The 23,470-nt window shown below is 34.2% G+C and carries 19 protein-coding genes and 1 riboswitch; of the genes, 3 read left to right on the top strand and 16 right to left on the bottom strand.

Annotation, left to right across the window (positions count from 1 at the left end; genetic code table 11):
* Positions 1–18: 18 nt before the first annotated feature.
* From DDD_RS15420 to DDD_RS15400, 5 genes are all read right to left on the bottom strand, one after another.
* A complete protein-coding gene (locus DDD_RS15420; RefSeq protein ID WP_015363878.1) occupies positions 19–387 on the bottom strand; it encodes a hypothetical protein in 369 nt (122 codons plus the stop codon).
* The gene (locus DDD_RS15415) at positions 384–1,091 is read right to left on the bottom strand and encodes a DUF3307 domain-containing protein (protein ID WP_015363877.1); all 708 of its coding nucleotides are present in this window, start codon (positions 1,089–1,091) and stop codon (positions 384–386) included. The genes DDD_RS15420 and DDD_RS15415 overlap by 4 nt, the downstream gene beginning before the upstream one ends.
* Positions 1,075–1,695, bottom strand: a complete 621-nt coding sequence (locus tag DDD_RS15410; RefSeq protein WP_015363876.1) for a hypothetical protein — start codon at positions 1,693–1,695, stop codon at positions 1,075–1,077. The genes DDD_RS15415 and DDD_RS15410 overlap by 17 nt, the downstream gene beginning before the upstream one ends.
* Positions 1,696–2,073: 378 nt before the next feature.
* Entirely contained in the window at positions 2,074–3,531 is a 1,458-nt protein-coding gene (gene rmuC, locus DDD_RS15405) for a DNA recombination protein RmuC (RefSeq protein ID WP_015363875.1), read from the bottom strand.
* 85 nt (positions 3,532–3,616) lie between these two features.
* The gene (locus DDD_RS15400; protein ID WP_015363873.1) at positions 3,617–5,290 is read right to left on the bottom strand and encodes an RluA family pseudouridine synthase; all 1,674 of its coding nucleotides are present in this window, start codon (positions 5,288–5,290) and stop codon (positions 3,617–3,619) included.
* A gap of 176 nt (positions 5,291–5,466) precedes the next feature.
* On the opposite strand from DDD_RS15400, the gene DDD_RS15395 reads away from it, so the two are divergent.
* Positions 5,467–7,548, top strand: a complete 2,082-nt coding sequence (locus DDD_RS15395; RefSeq protein WP_158441691.1) for a hybrid sensor histidine kinase/response regulator — start codon at positions 5,467–5,469, stop codon at positions 7,546–7,548.
* A 20-nt stretch (positions 7,549–7,568) separates the two neighbouring features.
* Here the strand turns inward: DDD_RS15395 and DDD_RS15390 are convergent, their stop codons facing one another.
* From DDD_RS15390 to DDD_RS15370, 5 genes are all read right to left on the bottom strand, one after another.
* Complete coding sequence (locus tag DDD_RS15390; RefSeq protein WP_015363871.1) at positions 7,569–8,081, bottom strand: thioredoxin family protein; 513 nt, start codon at positions 8,079–8,081, stop codon at positions 7,569–7,571.
* A gap of 22 nt (positions 8,082–8,103) precedes the next feature.
* Complete coding sequence (locus DDD_RS15385) at positions 8,104–9,924, bottom strand: ABC transporter ATP-binding protein (RefSeq protein ID WP_015363870.1); 1,821 nt, start codon at positions 9,922–9,924, stop codon at positions 8,104–8,106.
* Between the two features lie 4 nt (positions 9,925–9,928).
* The gene (locus tag DDD_RS15380; RefSeq protein WP_015363869.1) at positions 9,929–11,641 is read right to left on the bottom strand and encodes a phospho-sugar mutase; all 1,713 of its coding nucleotides are present in this window, start codon (positions 11,639–11,641) and stop codon (positions 9,929–9,931) included.
* Between the two features lie 166 nt (positions 11,642–11,807).
* Entirely contained in the window at positions 11,808–12,776 is a 969-nt protein-coding gene (locus tag DDD_RS15375; protein ID WP_041567501.1) for a glycosyltransferase family 2 protein, read from the bottom strand.
* Positions 12,777–12,831: 55 nt separating this feature from the next.
* Positions 12,832–13,356 carry a DUF4199 domain-containing protein gene (locus tag DDD_RS15370; protein WP_015363867.1) on the bottom strand — a complete coding sequence of 175 codons (525 nt, stop codon included), beginning with the start codon at positions 13,354–13,356 and terminating at the stop codon, positions 12,832–12,834.
* A gap of 148 nt (positions 13,357–13,504) precedes the next feature.
* On the opposite strand from DDD_RS15370, the gene DDD_RS15365 reads away from it, so the two are divergent.
* Entirely contained in the window at positions 13,505–13,756 is a 252-nt protein-coding gene (locus tag DDD_RS15365) for a type B 50S ribosomal protein L31 (protein WP_015363866.1), read from the top strand.
* A 169-nt stretch (positions 13,757–13,925) separates the two neighbouring features.
* Here the strand turns inward: DDD_RS15365 and DDD_RS15360 are convergent, their stop codons facing one another.
* The 5 genes from DDD_RS15360 to DDD_RS15340 form a co-directional block, all read right to left on the bottom strand.
* Positions 13,926–14,618, bottom strand: coding sequence for a hypothetical protein (locus tag DDD_RS15360; protein WP_111474757.1), 693 nt, complete (start codon positions 14,616–14,618; stop codon positions 13,926–13,928).
* Positions 14,615–14,980: a DUF1304 domain-containing protein gene (locus DDD_RS15355; protein ID WP_015363864.1), complete on the bottom strand. Its 366-nt coding sequence runs from the start codon at positions 14,978–14,980 to the stop codon at positions 14,615–14,617. The genes DDD_RS15360 and DDD_RS15355 overlap by 4 nt, the downstream gene beginning before the upstream one ends.
* Before the next feature lie 4 nt (positions 14,981–14,984).
* A complete protein-coding gene (locus DDD_RS15350) occupies positions 14,985–15,713 on the bottom strand; it encodes a hypothetical protein (protein WP_015363863.1) in 729 nt (242 codons plus the stop codon).
* Between the two features lie 120 nt (positions 15,714–15,833).
* Positions 15,834–19,019 carry an AsmA-like C-terminal region-containing protein gene (locus tag DDD_RS15345; RefSeq protein ID WP_015363862.1) on the bottom strand — a complete coding sequence of 1,062 codons (3,186 nt, stop codon included), beginning with the start codon at positions 19,017–19,019 and terminating at the stop codon, positions 15,834–15,836.
* A 148-nt stretch (positions 19,020–19,167) separates the two neighbouring features.
* Positions 19,168–20,319, bottom strand: a complete 1,152-nt coding sequence (locus DDD_RS15340) for an ABC transporter substrate-binding protein (RefSeq protein ID WP_015363861.1) — start codon at positions 20,317–20,319, stop codon at positions 19,168–19,170.
* 129 nt (positions 20,320–20,448) lie between these two features.
* Positions 20,449–20,671: riboswitch (cobalamin riboswitch) on the top strand.
* A 130-nt stretch (positions 20,672–20,801) separates the two neighbouring features.
* Here DDD_RS15340 and DDD_RS15335 point away from each other — a divergent pair.
* The gene (locus DDD_RS15335; RefSeq protein ID WP_015363860.1) at positions 20,802–22,766 is read left to right on the top strand and encodes a TonB-dependent receptor plug domain-containing protein; all 1,965 of its coding nucleotides are present in this window, start codon (positions 20,802–20,804) and stop codon (positions 22,764–22,766) included.
* A gap of 172 nt (positions 22,767–22,938) precedes the next feature.
* Here DDD_RS15335 and DDD_RS17395 read toward each other — a convergent pair whose 3' ends face one another.
* Entirely contained in the window at positions 22,939–23,463 is a 525-nt protein-coding gene (locus DDD_RS17395; RefSeq protein ID WP_015363859.1) for an NADH-quinone oxidoreductase chain E, read from the bottom strand.
* Positions 23,464–23,470 lie beyond the last annotated feature (7 nt).

Below are 23,470 nucleotides of genomic sequence, written 5' to 3'. Positions count from 1 at the left end.
AAGCGAGAACCACACTATTTAATTGCGATTAAAATGAGGGCTTTGTTCTCTCGTGACTTCCGTAATGAAGTATTTGGTATCGCCCCAAAAGAAAAACGTACCAAACTTCTCTTCATACCTTAATTTTACATATTCTCCTTGATACTCTTTCAGTGCTTCAATTACCTCTGGCTGATTATCCATCACAGAAAAAGAAAATATTTGAGCACCACTTATTCCTTGAGAAATTTCTCCTTCCCACGTTTTTACTACAAAACCTTTATGGGAGAATTTAATTAACTCGCCACTGCGCTCTCCAGTTGAATAATTGATAAAATATATGGCGGTATACCATAACACCATCATGATTAAAATAGTGGCCAGTATAACTCCTAAAATCTTTTTCATATCATATAGTTTTTGAATAGCAGCCCTATGAGAATTGCGATGCCAAAGCTAAGCAATGTGCCTATTAATACATACTCTGTTAACTTCATATTTTTCGCTTTACTCAAATCACCAAATCTAAACACTGATTTTGCAGTCAGGAGTAAACCTACCGCACTAAAGTTATCTGTTATTATAAATAGAAAGATGAGTAACCGTTCGATCATACCGATCCATCTCCCAGCATTCTTTAAGCCATAAATACCAGTATCATCATCTGTCAATTTCCATCTGGTAAAGAATACCTTGAGCATTATGGCCACAGGACTGGTCAGAAATACAACACAAAGAAGCAATGGCCATATGAATTCTAATACGCGATCACTTATTATAAAGTTGATTTGCGAGACGGATGACGCAAGCAATACTATGATAATAATGTGCGCCAATTGATCTAATGCAAATAACCAGCGTTGATTCTTTTTAGTACTGAAGTACAGTTTTCCAGCATCTATGATTAGATGTGTGATAAATATGAGGAGTCCAATGTACCAGTATTCTAGTTTCCATAATAACAACCAAGATAATAATCCGTGAATTAAGGCATGAATATAAAGGTGATAAGAACGCAGCTTGTGTTTTTCTTTCTTTTTATTGAATTTGTCTGTCTGTAAGACAAAATCACCTAGAAAATGAACAATGAGTAGTTTAATTAGTATTTCCATGGCTCACATCTTTATAAAATCTTTTATAGGTATTTAGTAACTCTTGGGTCTCTTGCCAGTTTGCTCGGTCTAGTCTGCGACTTGCGGTAGCCTGTTGGACACCTAGTTTTTTCCCTAATTCTTCTTGGGTAATATGAGGAGTTTTAAACATTTCATAAATAGTAGCAGCACCATTTTCTGTCCAGCTGTTCATATATAGCAAAGCTAGTTTTAAAATAATATTCATGTAATGATCTAATTCATTACCGCTACGTACCATTATTTCTTGTTCTTTTGATTTTAATTGATCAAGTAGTTCTCCAGAGTATGTCAGTGCGCTACCATTTGATTTGGCAATATTATTTTCTATTAAATTTATTCTACCGAGCCCTATGGCGATACGTACATCTAGAGTAGATGATCGTTTTAGTGCAGCTTTTAGTTCAATAGCGCAATCAAGCGCCAATAGTGGATCCTCCATCCAGGATTGAAAACTATCCCCACGATAAATTTGATACATTCCTTTCTTAGAATGTTTCTTCAAAATAGGCTCAATGATTGTCAAATAATCATTAGGCTGGTTCTTTTTAGAACCAATAATATCACCAGCAAGTACTACTTCCATATACGACTAATTATATTATTACGTAAAAGCGTAATAAATCAAATATATTACATTATTATGTAATACTCTATATTATTACGTAAAAGCGTAATAAATATACTTTATTACGTAAATATGTAATAATTTTAAAAGTAGAACTTGAATTTGAACTTGAACTTGAACTTGAATTTGAATTTGAAATCGAATCTGAACACGATGCAAGGCGGAATAAATTCCGCTTTAGGAATTGAAATTTTAACTAGTTAAATTTTCATAAGGATCATTTTTTTCAAACTTTAACAACCTAACAACCTAACAACCTAACAACCTAACAACCTAACAACCTAACAACCTAACAACCTAACAACCTAACAACCTAACAACCTAACAACCTAACAACTACAAATTCAACCTACCTTCTTCATCGCTGGCCTCTAAAAAGTCAGGATCGCTATCTATAGCACGATTTACAAGCTTTTCATTTAGAGATTTATTTGCTTTGGCACCTAGTCTTTTTAATCGCTCGATGCGTCCTACTAAATTTCCAGAACCTTCAGTAAGCTTGTTCATGCTAGAAGAATAAGATTTTTTTACCGTATCCAGTTGAGAACCAACTTTGATTAAATCTTCAGTCAGTCCTACAAACTTATCGTATAATGCACCAGCTGCAGTCGCAATATCTAATGCGTTTTTTTGTTGTTTTTCATTTTGCCACATGGTATCAATGGTGCGTAATGTTGCCAATAGCGTAGTAGGTGTAACAATTACTATATTCTTGTCAAATGCATCACTATATAAATTGCTATCGTGATTTAAAGCCATGGCAAAAGCTGGTTCTATAGGCACAAAAAGCAAAACAAAATCAGGGCTGTCGATTTGATAATCATGATAACTTTTACCGGATAAATCTGAGACGTGTTTTTTAAGTGAAGCAACGTGTTCTTTTAAATATCGTTCTTGTAAGGAGTCATCTTCTTCATTGATAAATCGTTCATAAGCATTAAGTGATACCTTAGAATCGATAACCATTTTCTTGCCGCCAGGCAGATTGATCACCACGTCAGGAAACAAGGTTTTTCCTTCATCAGTTTTAATCGTTTGCTGGACTTCATATTCAGAGCCTTTAGTCAATCCAGATTTTTCAAGAACGCGCTCTAGAACTAGCTCACCCCAATTACCACGCATTTTAGCATCTCCTTTCAAGGCTTTGGTAAGGTTAGTTGTTTCCTTACTCATTTGCTGGTTCATTTCTTTCAGTCCTATAATTTGCTGTCTCAAAGCACTTTGCCTATCGATAGTATCTTTGTGAGTATCTTCTACGCGCTTTTCAAAACTTTTGATTTTATCCTGCAGCGGGCTTAAAATCTGCTCGATGTTTTTCTTGTTTTGATCGGTAAATTTGGTGCTTTTCTCGTCTAGGATTTTGTTAGCGAGATTTTCAAACTCTTTGGTGAATTTTTCGTTTAATTTCTCGATCTCTCCTTGGGCTTCAGTATGTTTTTCTTCCGCTTTCGCGAAAGCGGTACGTTGCTCAGCCAGTAACACATTTAGGTTTTCTTTCTCAATAGCGACATCTCGATATTCTTTGTCCAGCTTTTGTAATCGGGCACTCAACTCCTGATTACTTTCTATTCTTTGCTCTAATTGCGCGCTGTACTGACTGTTTTCATGACGTAATTTATCACGTTCTTCAATAGCAGGTTGCAATTGAGAAAGCTGTGCATTCAACTGACTTTTTTCAGATTCTAATAGGTTTAAACTTCCAGAGAAACGAGTTTTAGCAAAAAACCATGCCACAACAGCACCTATGACAACACCTAATAATAAGAATAGCAACCAAGAAATTTCTGAAGACATAAAAGAAGATTTATGTAAAAATACAATCCTCTATCCTTGCTTAAAATAAGAATCTGTCTGAGTTATTCACAAGAATAGATTTTATCTAAAACGGCGTAGGAACTTTTAGTACCACTGGCTTTAAAGTTACCGGATGGATAAATACCAGTTGCTCTGCATGAAGATATAATCGGTCTTTTTTATGACCATAAAGATCATCACCGATTATAGGACAATTTAATCCTAATGGATGCGCCGCATGAACGCGCAACTGGTGCGTGCGACCAGTAATAGGGTAGAAGTGAACTCTGGTTTTACCATCTTTACGCTCGATGACTTCATAACGAGTTCTAGCACTTTTTCCATTTTCTGCATCTACTAATTGGAACGGCCTGTTGTCCAGATCTACTCGTAAAGCCAGATCTATAAAACCACTATCGTCTTTTACTAATCCATCAAGTAGCGCTACATATCGTTTTTTAACGGTGCGTTTTTCAAACTGATTTTGTAGTTTTTTATGAACTGCAAGTGATTTAGTAAGTACTAAAATCCCAGAAGTACTCATGTCTAATCGATGAACAATCAAAGGTCCAGACGCACCAGGAAAACGTTGCTTCATTCTGGTCTCTACAGAATCTTCGATGGTTTTACCTCTTACCGAGAGAAATTCTTCTGGCTTGTTGACTGCCATAATATAATCATCTTCATATATCAAATGAAGTTCCTTGTCTTCAGCAGGATTTTCTAGCATGGGATTGTCATCTACCTCAAGGCCTTGCAACATATGTTCTAGAATTGGTTCACATTTAGATCGACAAGAAGGATAAAAATGACCGTGTTTTCTAATTTGTGAACGTAAGGATTCTCCGTACCAAAATTCGGCCATTGCGAGTGGTTTTAAATCGTGGAGATAAGCGTATTGAAGTAATTTAGGTGCGGCACAATCTCCAGTTCCAGATGGTGGTACATATGGCGGAATGTTCTGGAAAAGCTCCATTGCGTTTTTGCGATCGCCCTTTGCATTTAAAAAACTGTATTGTTCAAAAATCCATTTTTGCAGTTGGTTAGATAAATTTTTACGTTGCTGTTTGAGTTCCTTAATTTCATTTTCTCGTTTAGAAATAAAGTGTTCTAAAGGTAAAATTTTGTTCTCAAGGTAGATTTTATATTCTTTAAGCAAAAACTTAGCATGCATTCCTTGCGTTTGATGTTGATCAAGTAATTTTTTATATGCTTGATCGCTTAAAGTTTCTGAAGCCTTTTGTCTTTCGGCTTTACGGATTGCTTTAAGGTTAGCATGCTTTTTACGCTGATTGTAGAGTAGGAGCTCGTTTTCTTTTTTTAGGTTTTTTAAAGCTTTTAATGTTTTTAAGTAGTCAGAATCGTTTACCAAAACATTTATTTGAGCATTGAGGTCGTCCAGTTTTGAATTCTCTCGCGCATATAAACTGTCCTCAGCAAACATATTAAAAACTAGAGGCACAAATTGAGAATCCTTCTGCTCGCCAGTAATCACACCAGAATAGGCCCAAAGATGCCCCAAATTGCCATCTTGATCTTGAACCACAAGAACCCCAAACATTTTCCCCAACGGATGCTGGTAATTTTCTGGTCCCAAGTTTAAATCATAGAACCAATTATCAAAACTATCTAAGTATGATTTTAATTGCTCAGCCGCTTCTACAGCGAGTGGATGCGGTTCATAAAGAAATGGAAATGTGAATTTCTCAGGTAAATGAAACCCTTTATCTAAATCGAAAAAATGAAAAATAGAGGCCATTTAAATTACTCAATTAAGAGGACAAATATACTGCGTAAAGACAAGTTACTGACTCATAAGAGTAAGATGATTAGTTCGCTTTCGCGAAAGCGGAATTAATACCAATTCTTTATACCTACTGTTACCCTTGTTAAGTTGATTATCTTTTTGTACATTAAGATATGCAAATTCTTAAAATGAAGAATACTAATTTTCTCTCGTTATTCCTATTAATGCTATTGTCGTTGATGTCGTGTCAAGAACAAGATATTCTTAACGAAGAGGAGCGCAAATGGATCAATGGAAAAGAAGAAATCATAGTAGCTGTTTATCCAAATTATAATTATCCTCCCTATCTTTTTAAAGACAAAAACGGAGATTCTGAAGGGATTTTAATGGATTACCTTGAACTAATTGAGAAAAAAGCAGCTTATAAATTTCAAATTAAAGAGTATGATAATTTTACTGCTCTTATGAATGATGCAAAAGCTGGAGAGTTAGATCTGATTTTAGAAATCCAAGAAACTCCTTCAAGAAATAAGTATTTAAATTTTTACTCTAAGCTCTTTGAGTCGCCGTACGTGATAGTTGGTAAAAAGACTCCTAATATTCCTAAATCAAGGAAAGACTTTGAAACGGCAACGTTTTACTTACCAGAGGATGTTGCTATAGTTGAAAATTTGAAAATACAATTTCCAAATGCAAAAATTTCTAGTCCGTGTAAAGATGATCTTGATTGTTTGAAAATGATTGCTCAAAAAAATGATGCTTTTTTTATAGGACCGCGAGCAGTTACTAATTACCATATCGAGTCCAATAACCTAAGTAATTTAAAAATCATAAAGAATTTAGGCAAAGATTATCAACCTTCCTTAGCGGTAGTTAAGGATGATTCCATGTTGAACGATGTCATTTATAACCTCGTTCAGAGCGTAAGTTATGAAGAGAAAAAAGAAATTAAAGATAGATGGTTATCTCAATTTAAAAGACCATTCTACAAAAAATCTTTTTTCTGGATCGTACTATTAGGTATTGCTATTTTTTTAATGATAATTATTTTAGGAATCAACCGCTATTTGAAATACGTCATACGAGAAAATACAAAAGAGCTTGAAAAGGCTAAGACTATAGCAGAAAGGAACAATAAATTAAAAACATCTTTTATTAATAATATCACTCATGAAATGCGTACACCTATGAACGCTATAATGGGGTTTTCTGGTTTGTTAAGTAAAGAAGTACTGACCGACACTCAAAGAAGTAATTACCTAGAGATCATTAATAATGCCTGTTTAAGGTTAATGAACATGATGGACAATGTACTTGAAGTCTCCTTACTTCAAACAGGTGATGTATCTGTCCAAAAGAACACTGTGTTACTTGATGATTTATTAAAAACCGTCGTTTATAAACATGAAGAGAATGTCAAATTAAAAAAAATTGATTGTAATTGTGTTATTGACATTTCTGAAGAACAGAATTGTGTGGTGATGGATCAAAGCAAGCTCCAAAAGATAGTTGATAATTTACTTGACAATGCGATCAAATTCACGTCAAAAGGTGAAGTAACGTTTAACTCAACAATCGATGGTGACACATTAATTATTACAATTACAGACACTGGAATAGGTATCTCAGAAGAACGACTAAAGACTGTTTACGACGGTTATTCAAAATCAAATCTAGATATGAAAGATTTGTATGATGGTTTAGGTCTCGGACTTACTATTTGTAAAGCCTATGTGAGCTTGTTAAATGGTAAAATAAATATAGACTCAGAATTAGGTAAAGGAACTACTGTAAACGTTTATCTTCCTGTAGATGTTATAGATCAACAACAATTATGTGAAAAAGAAGAGATGGAACCTCAAGAGAGGTCACATTCCTTTCATAAAGTTTTAATTGCTGAAGATGTAAATCTCAACTATTTGTTTCTTAAATCTCTATTGGATAAAGTTGTAGATTTTGATTTTCAATTCATCAGAGCTGTGAATGGACAAGAGGCAATAGACTTAGTACTGAGAGAAAAGGATATAGATATAATTTTCATGGATATCCAGATGCCAGTTATGGACGGCTATCAAGCCACAACCGCTATTAAAAAAAGCCATCCTAGTATTCCTATTATTATCCAAACGGCTTATTCCACCGCAGAAGATAGGGAACAAGCTTTTAAAGCTGGTGCTGATGATTTTATTACCAAACCAATCAAGCCGAAAACAATTGAAAATATATTCAAGAAATATCTCAAAACTCGCGGAGAAAAGGTTACTTTTTAAGTATAGTTATCGCTGATGTTTTATTTATCTGTAAAAACTAGCTTTACATTTTTTACATCTTTTTCAGTCATTTCTGAAGTTGCCTTAAGTTTTTCTATAAAAACGGCTACTTCTTCTTTGGATGCTGGACAACCTAAGTTCTGTGCTTTTTCATTAAAAGAGTCGGTAACTATTTTTCCTGTGGCATCTAATATTACCCAAAATGGTAAACCGGCATTAGCGCCTTTATATTTGGCAATTAATTCTCTTGAACCAGGGTTTTCTAATTTTACCTTATCACCGTTTTCAAAGACTACAATTGGTAAAACCACGTAGTTGTCAGAGAAATAAGTACTTACTTTTTGATCCTTGATTTGTCTTGTCATTCTATGACACCAGCCACACCAAGACGCTTCAAATTTCACTAAAACATGCTTGTTAGACTCTGCGGCTTCATTCAAAGCGTCTTCCATTAGAACCTCAACGGTTTCTTGGGCGTTTGCTACTGTAGAAGACCCAATTAATAAAGCGAAAAGTAAAGTGAATTTTCTCATGATAAAAGATTTAATATTATTATTAAGCCAGACTCTGCATCCCTACAAGTCCATGATACAGACCTTCTTTTGCTAACAAATCTGTATGTGTTCCTTGCTCTACGATCTCTCCTTTTTTCATGACTACGATATGATCTGCATTCTGAATGGTACTCAGTCGGTGAGCTATAATAATGGAAGTTCTGTTCTTCATTACTTTTTCTAGCGCATCTTGTACTAGACGTTCACTTTCTGTATCTAGTGCGCTGGTTGCCTCGTCTAGAATTAATATAGGAGCGTTTTTAAGAACCGCACGAGCAATAGATAGACGTTGCTTTTGTCCACCGCTTAATTTTCCACCACTATCACCTATGTTAGTATGAATCCCTTTAGGAAGATCTTTTACAAATTCCCAAGCGTTAGCAATTTTTAATGCGTCTACGATTTGTTCTTCGCTTGCAGTTTTATCACTCAACGCCACGTTTGTAGCGATCGTATCGTTAAAAAGAATAGAATCTTGTGTCACAAGCGCCATTTGATCACGTAAACTTTGGAGCGTGACATCTTTTATATTAGTACCATCTATCGTAATAGTTCCATTCTCAACGTCGTAGAACCTGGTGAGTAAATTTGCAATCGTACTTTTTCCAGAACCACTTTGTCCTACTAACGCAACACTGGTTCCTTTTGGAATATCTAAGGAGAAGTTCTTTAAAACAGGTTCTTCTTCATAAGAAAAAGTAACATTGTTGACTTGTATCGCTTTCGCGAAAGCGAGAACAGCAATAGCACCCTTTTTATCTTCAATTTCGTTCTTCGTATGGAGTATTTCTAGAACACGCTCAGCACTCGCATTACCTTCTTTAATTTGATAACTCGCCTTAGAAAGTGCCTTTGCAGGAGTTAATATATTATAAGCAAGTACCATGAATCCTATGAATGTTGTAGGATCAATTGATTCCTCAATCAATACTAAACGACCACCAAACCATAACAGAATTCCTATAACTAAAATACCTAAAAACTCACTTACAGGACTGGCAAAACCTTTACGATGATTTAATTTCACAGCAAAACGATACATTCTGTTCGTACTGTTTTGAAAACTCTCTGTCAAACGATCTTCTGCATTAAAACCTTTAATAACCTTCAAGCCACTCAATGTCTCTTCTAATAGGGATAGAAAATAGCCTTGCTCTTTTTGAACCTGGCCACTACGCTTTTTGAGCTTTTTACCTAATCGAGAAATTAAAAATCCTGAAATAGGTAAGAAGATAAGCATGAAGATAGTAAGCTTTGCACTCATTACTAGCATTATGGCTAGTGTAAAAATGATGTTTAAAGGCTCTTTTATGATCAACTCTAATATGGACAAAAAGCTATTTTGAATTTGTAATACATCAGCACTAGTTCTAGCAATCACATCTCCTTTACGTTTCTCAGAGAAGAAAGAAATAGGTAGGTGTACTATCTTTTTAAATAAATCATCGCGTATGTCTCTAAGAACACCATTTCTTAGGTAGGCGATAAAATACATTCCTAAATAACCAAATAGATTTTTGAGAAAAAATAAAATTAACACGAGAGCGATTACAATGATTAAAGCCTGTTCTTTTCCATCAGTTTGAGTGGTGATGTAATAACCTAAATATCCTTTTATGTAATCCATGGTGTTGTTGATTCCTTCCCAGGCTGGTGCAACATTAACTGCTTGAGTCTTATCAAAAAGAACATCGAGCATGGGAATTAAGGAAACAAAACTTAGCGCACCAAAAAGTGCATAAAAAACATTACTGATTATATTAAGAACCGCATAGCTTTTATAGGGCTTAGCATACTTAAGAATCTCTTTAAAATAATTCATTAATTTACATGTCAAAACTGGCAAGAATGCCATTTATTTTTTCTTCTAGTTGGCCTTGAACTTTAGAATAATCATCCACATGGTCTAGCGTTGATTTAACTGAGATGTAGAATTTTATTTTAGGTTCTGTCCCGCTAGGTCGTGCTGCAATCTTTGAGCCATCTGCTAGATAGAAGATTAAAACGTTAGATTTAGGAATACCTATAGTTTCTGTTTTTTGCAATTGCTTGTTTTCTCTAGTACTTGCAGCATAATCTTCTACGATAGTGACATCTTGTCCTCCTATTTGCGCCGGCGGATTTTCCCTTAAATCTACCATCATTTGTTTGATTTCTGCCGCGCCAGAAATTCCTTTCTTAACTAGTGATACCAACTTTTCTTGATAAACACCATGCTCTACGTAGAGCTTCATTAATTCTTTATAGACGGTGGAGTTGTTTTCTTTCGCGAAAGCGTACATCTCACAAGCTAATAAACAAGCGGTCACAGCATCTTTGTCACGTACAAAATCACCTACCATATAACCAAAGCTTTCCTCGCCACCACCTACAAAATCTTGTTGTGGATGGTCTTTAATCATTTTGGCAATCCATTTAAAACCAGTTAATCCTTCTTTACATTCTACATTATAAGATCTGGCTAGATCGTGCATCATAGGCGTAGAAACAATGGTAGAACCTATAAATGGATCGTTAAGGGATTTTAAATCAGTTTGTTTTAATAAAAAGTCGGTCATGGCAATCATGGTTTGATTACCATTAAGCAATACCATGTTTCCATCATTATCCCTCACGGCAACACCTAAACGGTCAGAGTCAGGATCAGTTCCTATCACGATGTCAGCATTCACTTTGTTAGCAAGATCTACTGCCATTTTTAGTGCTTCTGGCTCTTCTGGATTAGGAGATTTTACCGTTGGGAATTCTCCATCTGGAAAGGCTTGTTCTTTAACCACATGTAAATCAGAATATCCAGCACGTTTCAAGGTTTCTGGAATAAGCGTGATGCTCGTACCATGAAGACTGGTAAATACTATTTTTAATCGAGAACGATCTACATCACCAGCGATTTTACCAGCTTTGATACTGTCTTCAATAAAGGCGTTGTCATCATCTTCTGTTAGCAATTCTATTAATTCTGGTTTCCCGTTGAAATTGATGTCTTTAAAGTCTAATAAACTGATTAGATCTAGAATTTCTTGGTCTTGTGGTGGCACTAATTGCCCGCCATCTTGCCAGTATACCTTATAACCATTGTACTCTGGCGGATTATGACTTGCAGTCAATACTATTCCAGCATGACAGTTTTTTGCTTTAACGGTATAAGAGAGTAGTGGAGTAGGGCGCAACTCTGCAAACAGGTATACATGAATACCATTTGCGCTAAATACATCTGCAACGACCTGTGCCAGTTCCTTAGAATTGCGACGGCAATCATAGGCAATAGCTACTTTTACTTGCTCATCTGGAAATTGAGCGTTTAAATATTGAGAAAGTCCTTGTGTGTTCTTTCCTAACGTATATTTATTTATACGGTTAGTGCCGACACCCATAATACCGCGCATTCCGCCAGTACCAAATTCCAAATTTTTATAGAAAGATTCTTGGAATTCATCATTATTTGCGGTTATTAAAGCTAATGTACGAGTTATAGTCGCCTCGTCAAATGGTGCTTGAGTCCAGGACTGTGCAGTTTTAAGGATATGGTCTTTGTTCATGTCTGTTCTATAAAAGTTCTTACACAAATATAGGAATAAGTAGGCAGTCTCAGTGATCAGTATTCAGTCTCAGTCACAGTATTTTCTTTTGAAAAGTATATCATAAAGAAGTTTTTAGCTTTGCTTAAAACTGCGACTGCAAACTGCGACTGCAAACTTAAACCTACTAAATTCTCTCAGAGATATTATATCGATCTTTCTGATTACCGTTTCTCAGTATCAACTCCCCTAAGAAACCAGCGATAAAGAAAAGTGTACCTAATATCATGGTCGTTAATGCGATGTAGAACCATGGATTGTCAGTTACAAGACGATACGGAATGTCGTTGTACATTCTATATAGTTTTGAACCACCTACATATCCAGCAGTTGTAAAACCTATAAGAAACATGATCACACCTAAAGATCCAAAAAGATGCATAGGACGCTTACCATATTTTGAAATGAAAGCAATAGTAATTAGGTCTAGAAATCCGTTTATGAAACGCTCATAGCCAAATTTAGTCGTACCATATTTACGTGCTTGATGGATGACTTCTTTTTGTGTGATTTTTGTGAAGCCAGCGTTTTTAGCCAATACAGGAATATAGCGGTGCATTTCACCGTGGACATCTATATTTTTGATTACCTGACTGTTATATGCTTTTAATCCACAATTAAAATCATTTAATTGCACACCACTTGTCTTTCTAGCCGCCCAATTAAATAGCTTACTGGGTAAATTTTTTGAAATGACACTATCATAACGTTTTTTCTTCCAGCCGCTTACCAGATCATAATTCTGCTCTGCAATCATTGCATAAAGTTCTGGAATCTCGTCTGGAGAATCTTGTAAATCTGCATCCATAGTGATCACTACGTTTCCATCGGCTTGATTAAAACCTGCATGAAGCGCTTGTGATTTACCATAGTTGGCTTGAAACTTAATGCCTTTAATAGGGTTAGGTGAGTTTGTTGTATCTCGCTTTCGCGAAAGCGAACTTATAATCTCCCAACTAGAATCTGTGCTACCGTCGTCGATATAAATTACTTCGTAGGATAAACTCCTAGATTTCATAACACGATCAATCCATTCCTGAAGTTCAGGAAGAGAATCTGCCTCATTAAGAAGAGGAATGATAATGGATAGGTCGATATGATTCAAACTTGTGTGATTTGTTTTTTCAAAAGTAAAGATAAGTCGCTTCTTATTAGTCTTGTACTTTATGCGTAGTGTTTACTTGATTTACTTGCGGAATTTTACTTATAACAAGGCCAGTTATCAGTCCAGGAACGGTGAACATAAGACTTTTAGTTGCAAATCCTAAAGCAAATTCTGAAAAGCTAAATGTAGGTTCTTTAAACACTTTAGTTTGTGCTAGGTCGCTTGTTCCTTGTTCTGAAATACCTCTCCATGCGTTCAATAAAATCTCTTTTGCGTTAACATCTACATAGTTGAGTAATGTGTAATAGGTAATTGACTCAGTTAAAAAAACCATCACTATACATATAAAATAAGCAAGTATAACTTGTTTAAAGGATACATTCCCTTTCATTACAAATCGTGCCCATACTTGAGCGATGACACCTAGTATTATAGGATAAATGTAAATGGAAGTATTTACTAAGGAGTTCAGATAATCTTGAGCCTGCCACATATAGATGTATATACTAAATGTGATAGCTGCTCCAATGAGACCTATAATGAATGAATTTCTTTTAATAGATTGTTCCACAAATAACTTCTTTTAAGAAAGCACAAATATAAAGCTAGGAGATGTGCTTTTATAGTTTAGATTTGCTTAAAATTAAATTAGAATTAAAAGGTTGTTATTTAAAGTAAAATTGTTAAATTTGCAGCCGCAAAAGAATAAGATTTAAGTCATGCAAAAAGGAATACACCCAGAAAATTATAGATTAGTAGCATTTAAAGATATGTCTAATGATGATATTTTCATTACGAAGTCTACTGCTAATTCAAATGAAACTATTGAGCACGAAGGAACTGAGTATCCGTTAATTAAAATGGAAATCTCTCGTACTTCTCATCCATTTTATACTGGAGAAAGCAAACTTATCGATACTGCAGGACGTATTGACAAGTTTAAGAACAAATACAAAAAATTCAAGAAGTAATTATTATTTCATTGAACTGAAATTAAAACGTCTCACTATTTGTGAGACGTTTTTTTGTTGTAACAATTATTTGTTTGCTTTTAGATCTATCTTAATTATTGAAATATTGACTTTTTTTTAAGTATTATTGAGTAAAGGAAACATGTTTTACAAATGAGCGATAAGAAATTTAATTACTTTCCTTTACAAATTTAGATCCGTTCCAGGTTTCTATTCTTAAATCTACCATATTATGGAATTTTATAAGTTTCGTTTCTTCATTAATAAGTTTTGAATTGAACAATATCAATTTACTATCCTTTTTAAACTTTGACCCTAAAGTAGAAGAATAACCATCGTAAATTTCACCATTTATTCTATTTACAATGACTCCATTTTGACAAGATGTACCACATCCCCATATTACTAGTGTATATTTTCCGGCAAAATTTATTCCCTTTTTACACTCCTCGTTTATTCTTGTAATAAATCTTTTAGCTGCAGGATTTGAATTGAAATCAGGCTCAGCTAACTTTCCTTTAAAAACGGAAGATTTATAATAATTAAAATTATATTTTGGATTCCATTTTTCAAAAATTTCAAGTTTTGAATTATTTAAATTTTTTGCAATGATGAGGATACTATTTTTCTGATCGACGATTCTAAAATCTGGAAAATTTTCACGCTCTTGAATATTTATAATTTTAATTTTTGCATTTTCATGTCCTAATATTAGATAGTCTTTTGAATTGATCAAAGTATCAATCGTTCTAATTGAATATTTTGATTGTTCTGTATCCAACACATCACTCTTGGTTATTTGCTTTTGACAGCTAGATAATAAGAGCAATACTAGCATTATAAGAAAATAGTTGTTTTTCATCTAGTAAGTAGTAAAAGTATCATAGCAATCACCGCAGGAAGTGTTTGTACAAATAGGATTTTCTTGCTTGCCGTAAAAGCTCCATAGATACCTGCAATTGCTACACAACCTAGAAAAAATAGAGATACATTGAATTTCCACTCTTCGTTTTCTATAAAATAGGTCCAGATCAATCCTACGGCGAGAAAACCGTTATACAATCCTTGATTTGCTGCCATAACGGTAGTCTGACTAAAAAATTCTTTAGGAAAATTACGGAATACTTTACGACCTTTAGTTTCCCAAGCAAACATTTCAAAATACATGATGTACAAATGGAGCAATGCTATCGCACCTATTGAAATGTTTACTAAATAAGTCATTCTATTAATGTTGAGTAGCTATCAAAAGAAGCGTTATAAAACTGAAAATTAATGAAAATATCGCGGTAAAACATGAAGTGGTCTGATTTACTGAGAAAGTCGTCTTCATTTTATGGTCCAATAGAAACCAAATCACAAGTCCGTAAACTAAACAGTAGCCAACGCTAATAAGAGCATATATACTGTAATCTCCTTCATACATAAATGCAATGTAAAATACTCCATGAAGCAAGGCTCTGAGATAAATGAATGTTAATATGACCCAGCCGCTAGTATATTTTTGTAAGAATAATAAAGCGGCGATAGGAAGTAAAAACATGTTTACCAGCGGTTCTATTAAAAAGATATGATTTAAATCAAATGCCCATTCATTAAGCAATAGATACCAGTTGTTGAACCAGTTAGAAATAGAAATAAGAATAGAAAACACACCTATAACTATGATCTGACTTTGAAGCTGTGGTTTCTTTTCAAGAGTATGCTCTGAATTCCACTTTTCAAAATCACTATCTATATTTTGTGTTTCTTTCTTTTTAGAAAACAAACTTACTTTACTTGATCTAAGACTTATTTTCTCTTTAGCAAGTTCAATCTGATTTGGGTCAAGAGCTCTTTTATGAAACTCTTCTTTTGCAACAAGAATAGCTTCTTTGTTGAATTTATGAGATTCTGCTAGAACTTTAAGAAGCTCGTCATCAGATAGATTTTGATATGTTTTTTGAAGCGAATTCATTTTATTTTATAAAAAATAGTTCTTCTAGTGTTTCAGGCAAAAGGATGGACATGAGATTTTTTGCATTTGTGCATACAGCTCGTTACAAAGTAGCGATTGACTTCTTTAGGAATGATGATTTTATTTCGTTTTATCTTTTTTCAATTTGATATCATATTCTTCAAGGGTTCCAGTGATATTCAAATTAAGGTATCTGGTTCTTTTTTTAGTATTCACTTTAATTATTTCATCTTCTACATCAGGATCATTTTCTTTTGCTCCAAATATTCTGTTTTTTGTAGCTTTGAGAACTACTCGCCAAGGAACGCGTAAATAATAGTCAATTTCACCATCAACATCTTGTGAACCAGAAATCTCCATATGACCCAAAGTAGACTCAATAGTCATTTTAGGAATCGATAATTTTCCATTGGTAATATCCATATGATTTTGAAGCGTGTCAAACCGGACTTTAGTTAAATCTTTATCACCAAAGTAATCTGAAAGCATTAATACTGGCGCGTAGTTTTCTAAACGTCCTTTTAAAACTTGAGCATCTAAGTGAACTTCTGACTCATCAATATCTGCAGTCATATCTGGATAAACACGTATTTTACCAGTAATAGCAGCAGTTAATTTCCCATGTAAATTTTCTGATAGAATAACATCTTGTCCAAAGTTTTCAAATTTGAATAATAGTTGATCCAAGTCTACGTCTGTTAGTTGTAAGTTAGGCTCTAAGAAAATATTTTTAGGATCGCTACCATTTAAGAATCCGTTCAAAGCTATTTCTCCGCCTGCGGTATTCATGCTCAACGTATCTACGTAGATGAAATGATCTGGAGTTGTACGCAACTGACCTTTCATATTTTTCAAATCAAGTCTATGATAAATAAAATGTCCTACATCAACATTGAATTGCATATCAGTAAATGGAATTTCATAAATATTGAAAGCTTCCTCATGTGCAGACACGGCCGTTTTACTTGTTAGAGATGTATTTACCTTGGAAGGCACGTCTGTTTTTAGATTGTAATTTGAAAGTGCATCAAAATCAATAAATGGAGACTTTATGCTAAATGAATTATCTCTTTTCTTAATACTTTGATCTTCTCCAAGGTAATAATTGAGCCCAATTTCAAAATTAGTGCGACCTATTTTGCCTTTAAAGTTGTTCACTATTAGATGATCGTCTTCATATTGAAAAGTACCATTGAAGTTTTCAAATTTTAATGGGTGAACTTTCATCTTGCCTTGAAATTTATCTAGGTTCAGGTTGATGCTGTTCAATTCGTCTGACTGATAATGTAAAACGCTATTAAAATGCAATTGTAATTTCTTTATTTCTTCATGACGGTAATCTTCTGGCACATAGTTCTCACCTTGATAAGCAAATAAATTTTCAAATTTGACTAAATCGGATTGCAAAGAAATATCAAAATCTACATCTCCGTTGATTTCTTCTTGCATCAACGAGGCATAGTCATATACATTACCATTGATATGAAAGTCAGAAGTATCAATAAAACCTGAAAAATCCACTATACTCAAATCTGTATCGTTTATTAAAATGTCTGCTTTAAAGTCATGAAGCGTGTGCGGATAATTTTTTAAGTCTGCATAGAAGTTCTCAATAAAAAACTCTCCTTTTGGTAAATTGACAGATTCAGTAAACGAATTTGCTAATGCGTTAAATGAAAGATCTAATTTTAGGTTTTCAATACGCTCATCTATTCCTAAACTATCAGCTTTTGAATAGCTAGTAAGCTCTGTAATATCTATTACATTAGAAGTAATACCTAGTGAGACTTTCACAGGTCTCTCAGAATGGTGAACAATTGCAGGAAGATCAGATACTGTTCCGTTCAATGAAAGGTCAGAATCTCCTAGAGTTATATGGAATACATCTAACTGAGCCTCTGTACCGTTCATTATTAAATGTGCATCGAGATCTTTTAATGGTGCAGGTAACTCGTTAGAATCAAAAGTTAGATTTTCAATTTTTAGCTCTGCAAAATACGCTTGGTTCAAATCACTAAGTACTCTTTCTGGATGATCTAAATCGATAATATCATGAAATTTAAGCTCCATTGCAACACTTCCACTTGTATTTTTAACATCAGTAAGATTCAAAAAACCAACCAAGAAAGGAATGTCAAAATCTGCATTGAGCTGCATATCTATCTCTGGTGCTTCAAAGTTTTTTACAACAATACTGCCTATAAAATTTCCTCTGTCTAGTTTCCCTGAAAAATCATTCAGAGAAATCTCCATAGTTTGAAAATTTCTAGATGCGCCATTGGTAAAATAACCTGAAAACCCTAACTCGTCAATCCGTTTGTTTACTGTAAAGTTTTCTAAATAAGCTTCTGATGCTCCAAATCTAGCATCTATTAAAGGCTGTCGCCCTTTAGTGGTAGGACCTTTAATTGTTGCGTTTAAGTAAATATTACCTTCATTTTCATATCGCTCTAGAACAGGAATAATTTCTGTAGGAGCAAAAGCTATAAACATATCAAAATTGGGCTTTGTCCCATTAAGAGTTATGTCTACGCTCATATCGTTTTTAGTATCTATACTTCCTTGAATCTCAAAATCACCATGCTCCATTGTGATACCAGACGGTTCAAAGTCCAACACTCCACTTTTTTCATTATAAATCAGGTCCGTATGAAATTCAAAGTGCTTGTGCTTAAAGTAAGTAGTGTCCCTATCCTGAATCACATTCAGTTCAAACTCACTATCTACGTGAGCAGCGATAGATCCATTACTTGTTTTAAATCCACCTTTAGCCCAGTATATGAATGTTTCTATATCCATATTTGTAGCTTCTTCTCTCTGGTGGATATCTAAATTTTTAAGTTCTATTTTTTGAAGATGTATATTTAAAGGAGGTTCTTCTGTGTTTTTTGTGCTACTAGCTAATGCATTTTCTAGATTAGTTGTTCCATCCTCATGCAGTACCAAATCAAAAACTCCATCTTCGACTATTAAGGAATGAATATCGTAATTACTGGCTATGATGTCCCAAAAATTAAAACCCATATAAATATCTGCCACATCTAAAATCACAGCAGCCTTGTCTTCTTTACTTTCGTAAATCTTAACACTATCTATTTTAACGGCAATGTCTGGGAAATTTGCAAATGGAGCTAAATGAGAGTCTCCAACTATAATTTTACCATCATAGTTGGAATTGAGCTCTTTTATTTGAGATTGTACAATTGCGTCTTGCTTCAAATAAGCAACAGCAATAATTGTGATAAAAATAAAAATGGGTACTACAAAAACCCAAAGGACAATGCGCTTTATAATTTTAAAAGTCATGGGCTAGTAACGTTTTTTATAGAATATCAAAAATAAGGTCTGTCTAGTATTTCTAACCATGAATTAGGTAAAGCTTTTTAATTCAGACTTTTAATTTAACCTTATCAAAAATATTTTACTCTAACTATTCTCTTTTTTGGAATTGAATTTATTCCTTTAAAGGTTTGAAGAAATACAGTTCATGTTCCATTTCTAATTCTGGATGCAAGATCTTAACAAGGTCCTTTAAGACAAGATCGGGACGCATACTCGCTTCTTCATAATAGGTGACGCCACCTTTTGCGCCCACTGTAAGTGCATGTGTATAAACTTGTTTGTTTTTAAAAGCATCAAATAATTGATAGGACTTATTATCTTCTATCATTTTTGAATAACTCGTGTATTGTGCAGGTGCAATCCAGAAAGCGGCATCGTTTCCGTCCACGAGAACTTTTTCAATATTATAGGCAAGAGAACCTGTTCCTGTTGTTTCTTGGTAAATGTAATTTGCACCAGCATCATTTAAAATTTTTCCTTGCCAGGAATCTCCATAAGGTAAATACCATTGCTCTTTCCATGTCGCACCGCTTATCACTTTGGGACGTTTCACATTTTTAACAAGCTCTAATGTGTTCAAATATTCATTTTCAATTGATTGAAATATGGAGTCAGCTTGTTGTTCTTTTCCATACAAAACGCCAAATAGCTTGATCCATTCTGCTTTTGCTAGCGGATGTTTTTCCACCCATTCTCCGTTATAAATTACTGGTATTCCTACTTTTTCTATTTTTTGATAAACAGGATTACTTGCGTCGATACTAAAACCCATTACCAGGTCTGGCGCCAGCATTATAGTACGTTCTACATTCATTGTTTCATTGGCGCCCAACTCTTCCACTTTTCCATCTTCAATTAAAGTTCTCACCTCTGGAGCGCTTATATAATCGGTAGAAGGAAAACCTTTTAAACTTTTTTCTTCATTTAATAAAACTAATGGTGGAATGTGAGTGGTTGATGTTAAGACGATAGATTTTATAGGAATGTGAATGGCGTTAGAAACATTGTTGCTATTCCAAAAATCATCATCTTTCGCATGCAATAACTCAAAGGTGAATCTCTCAGCACTCTCTGGCCATGGGTTTCTAATACTTATTTTATAACCAGTTGCTGTGGTTTCAATTTGAAAACCTTTGGCGTATTTAATTTCAATTTGATCGTTTACTTCAACTTGCCTTTCCAGTGCATTTGATTGATCTTCAACCTTCTTACAAGATTGTAGACATCCTGCAACTATCAATAAATATAAAAAGTTCTTTTTCATAAGCCTTCAAAAGTAAAACATTACTTCAGGAAGAATTCATTTTCACCTTCCATTTTGAATAAAATAATCTGTAAAATGATTACGATAAGTTTCTAAATAGACTAATATTGTGGCTTGAAATATGGTTTTTAGTTTTTTGTTGATCTCGCTTTCGCGAAAGCGGAATTAAAAAAGAACTTGAATTAAAAGGGAATCTAGTGTGATTCTAGAACTGTTCCCGCAACTGTAGACAAAACGTTTATTAGAAACGTCCTAAAATTTTTAGGATAAAATCATCAATGCCACTGAGTACATTCTTGGGAAGGCGGTTTTATTTTGAAGTCAGGAGACCTGCCATGATTCAATTAATTGTTCATCTTCGGGATAGAGATAGCGATGGGTTTTTATATGTCAGGTCGAGCGCAGTCATGACCTCTTTATTGCATGTTTTCTAGCTTGCGTAAATTCTCCTCAACTTCTTTTCCCGTATTAATTTATTACAAATGAAAAAACAAATCATCGCCTTGAGCGCTATGATTGCTGTAACTGTGTCGGGAAAAGCACAGGTAGTCCAAGACTCCACAGCAACAAAACTGGAAGAAGTGATCGTCACAGCTTCGTCAAAATTTGACCTGCAACGCAAAGACAGCGGTAAACCTGTCATTAAAATCACTCGATCAGATATTGAAGCACAACGCAGTGCAAATATTGCAGATCTTCTTAATCAATACGCAGGAATTGAAATCAATGGTGCACGTAGTAATGCTGGACAAAATCAAAGTTACTTTGTGCGAGGTGGAAGCAGCCGTCAGGTTTCCATTTTAATCGATGGTGCGCAAGTTAACGACCCAAGTAATATTTCTAGCGAATTTGATTTGCGATTAATAGATATTGATCAAATTGAAGAAATTGAAATATTAAAAGGTGCAGCTAGCACACTTTATGGAGCAAATGCGAGCACCGCAGTCATCAATATTAAACTGCGCAAGGCGCCTAAAAGCGGTGTACGAGTAAATGTTGCCTCGTTTATAGGAACTAATAAAAGTGCGGAGCAAGCAAATAATGGTCTTGATGAGTACAATAATAGTATTCAAATTCAAGGAACAGCAAATAATGGACTGACTTACGGTTTAGGATTAAACCACCAAAGTACAAACGGTTTAAGTGCCGCAGAAAGTGCAAACGAAAACGAACAATTTGAACCAGACGAATTCAATAGAATTAATATCCTAGGCCGAATAGGTTACAACAATAACAAAGACTTTAAAATAACGAGTTATTTGTCTTTTGATGAGAACGTAGCCGAATTTGACAATGGTGCTTTTGTTGACGGAGATAACGAGACTTATAATCGTCAGGTAAGATGGGGAACTAACATGAATTGGAACTATTCTGAAAAAGGAGAACTAGTTTACACAGATGTTAGCACGCATACACGTAGAGATACAAGAAGCAATTTCCCGTCGCTTTTTAATGCAGATGGTTATTCTCTTGACCTTTATAACAAATACACTTTTGACCTAGAGAATGACGCTAGTTTAAAGACTATAGTAGGTTTTAATTTTAATAATCAGACCTATGAGGATTTTAGTATTCCTTTTGGTAGTAGTGAATTTGTTCAAAATGCCGATAAGGATGATGTAAACTTTCAGATTTATGATCCTTACTTTAATGTTGTTTATTTATCTGGTAAAGGCTTTAATGTTAATGTTGGTGCACGTTATAATTTTCATAGTAATTATGATGGTAAACTGGTTTACAATGTAAATCCTTCTTATCGATTTAATCTAGGGGAAAATGTATTGAAAGCTTATGCTAGTTACAGTACGGCTTATATCACGCCGTCATTGTTTCAATTGTATGCTAGCGGTTTTGGTAATGAAGAACTAGAACCAGAAGAAAATGCAACACTAGAAGCTGGTGTTTATTGGAGTAAAAAGAACTCTAGTCTAGAATTAACTGTATTTCAAAGACAAGAAAAAAACCTCGTACAATTCATTACTATTGATCCAGTAAATTTCATCTCGCAATATCAAAATGAAGATAAGGATCTAACCGCAAGAGGAGTAGAGATCATGGGGCAAACATTGCTTTTTGACAAATTGAACCTTACAGCAAACTACACTTTTACCGAAAGAGATAGTGAGCCTTTACTAAGACGTATTCCTAAGCATAAAGTAAACGCGAGTGCAAGAATAGAAGCGTTTCAAGGAGCATTTTTTACACTACGATACCAGTACAATCACCAGCGTGGTGATGCTTTCTTTGATGCTAACACTTTTACAACACAAAATGTCGAGCTAGATAGTTACCAGCTAGTTGATCTAGACGGTACTTATAAACTCAAAAATAAAGATGTGACGTTTTTTGCAGGAATTTCAAATGTATTAAATGAAGACTTTCAAGAAATTGTAGGATTTCAAACTCGAGGCAGAAATTATAAAGTAGGAGTGAGGCTAGGTTTATAAATCGGGAGTTAAAAAGTTTAAAACGTTTGCTGTTGGAATATTATAAATCAACAGCAAGCGTTTATTTTTTATAATCATTAATTTGATGAAGAATTGCAATTGATTTTTGTTTTTAAAAATATCCTGTGACTACACTAGAAAGGCCTTTTAGATCACATAAATAAATTATAAACTATTCCTTTCTCATCAATTCTTTCGCTTGACCTTTCCAGTCATCGCGGTGTATTCTACCAGGGAAAATATCAATTTCTTTGGATAAATTTCTTATTTCTTCACTACTTAATTTGGAGATTTGAGAAAACGAATGAATCCCAAAATCCCTAAGCTTATTTTGAATATCATCATTGATACCTACAATCAATGTTAGATCATCTTTTTCTTTAGGATCATTTTGATTGACTTCAACATCTATATTTTGATTTTCAGTCTCTGGAAGTTGTTCTTTATTTAATGGAGAACTTTCACTTAACATTCCAGCTCGTTCTCTTGTTTTTGTAGCTCTTATTTTTCCAGGTTGGTGATCTTCAATGATTATAGCTCCTTCTTTATGATTATGCTTTATTTCTACATCTTTTACTCTTGAATTTATAGTAGAAAGTTTCTTTTTGTTTCCAAAGAAAAAGCCTATGATATATGCGCCTAAAAGCATCAAAAACAGCACTACAAAAAGTATCCAATTAGTAATTAATGTTTCCATGGTTTTA

This window comes from Nonlabens dokdonensis DSW-6 (genome assembly GCF_000332115.1).
Taxonomy (GTDB): Bacteria; Bacteroidota; Bacteroidia; order Flavobacteriales; family Flavobacteriaceae; genus Nonlabens; species Nonlabens dokdonensis.
Note: the sequence above shows the minus strand (reverse complement) of the source record. Positions and strands in the feature narration are given on the sequence as shown.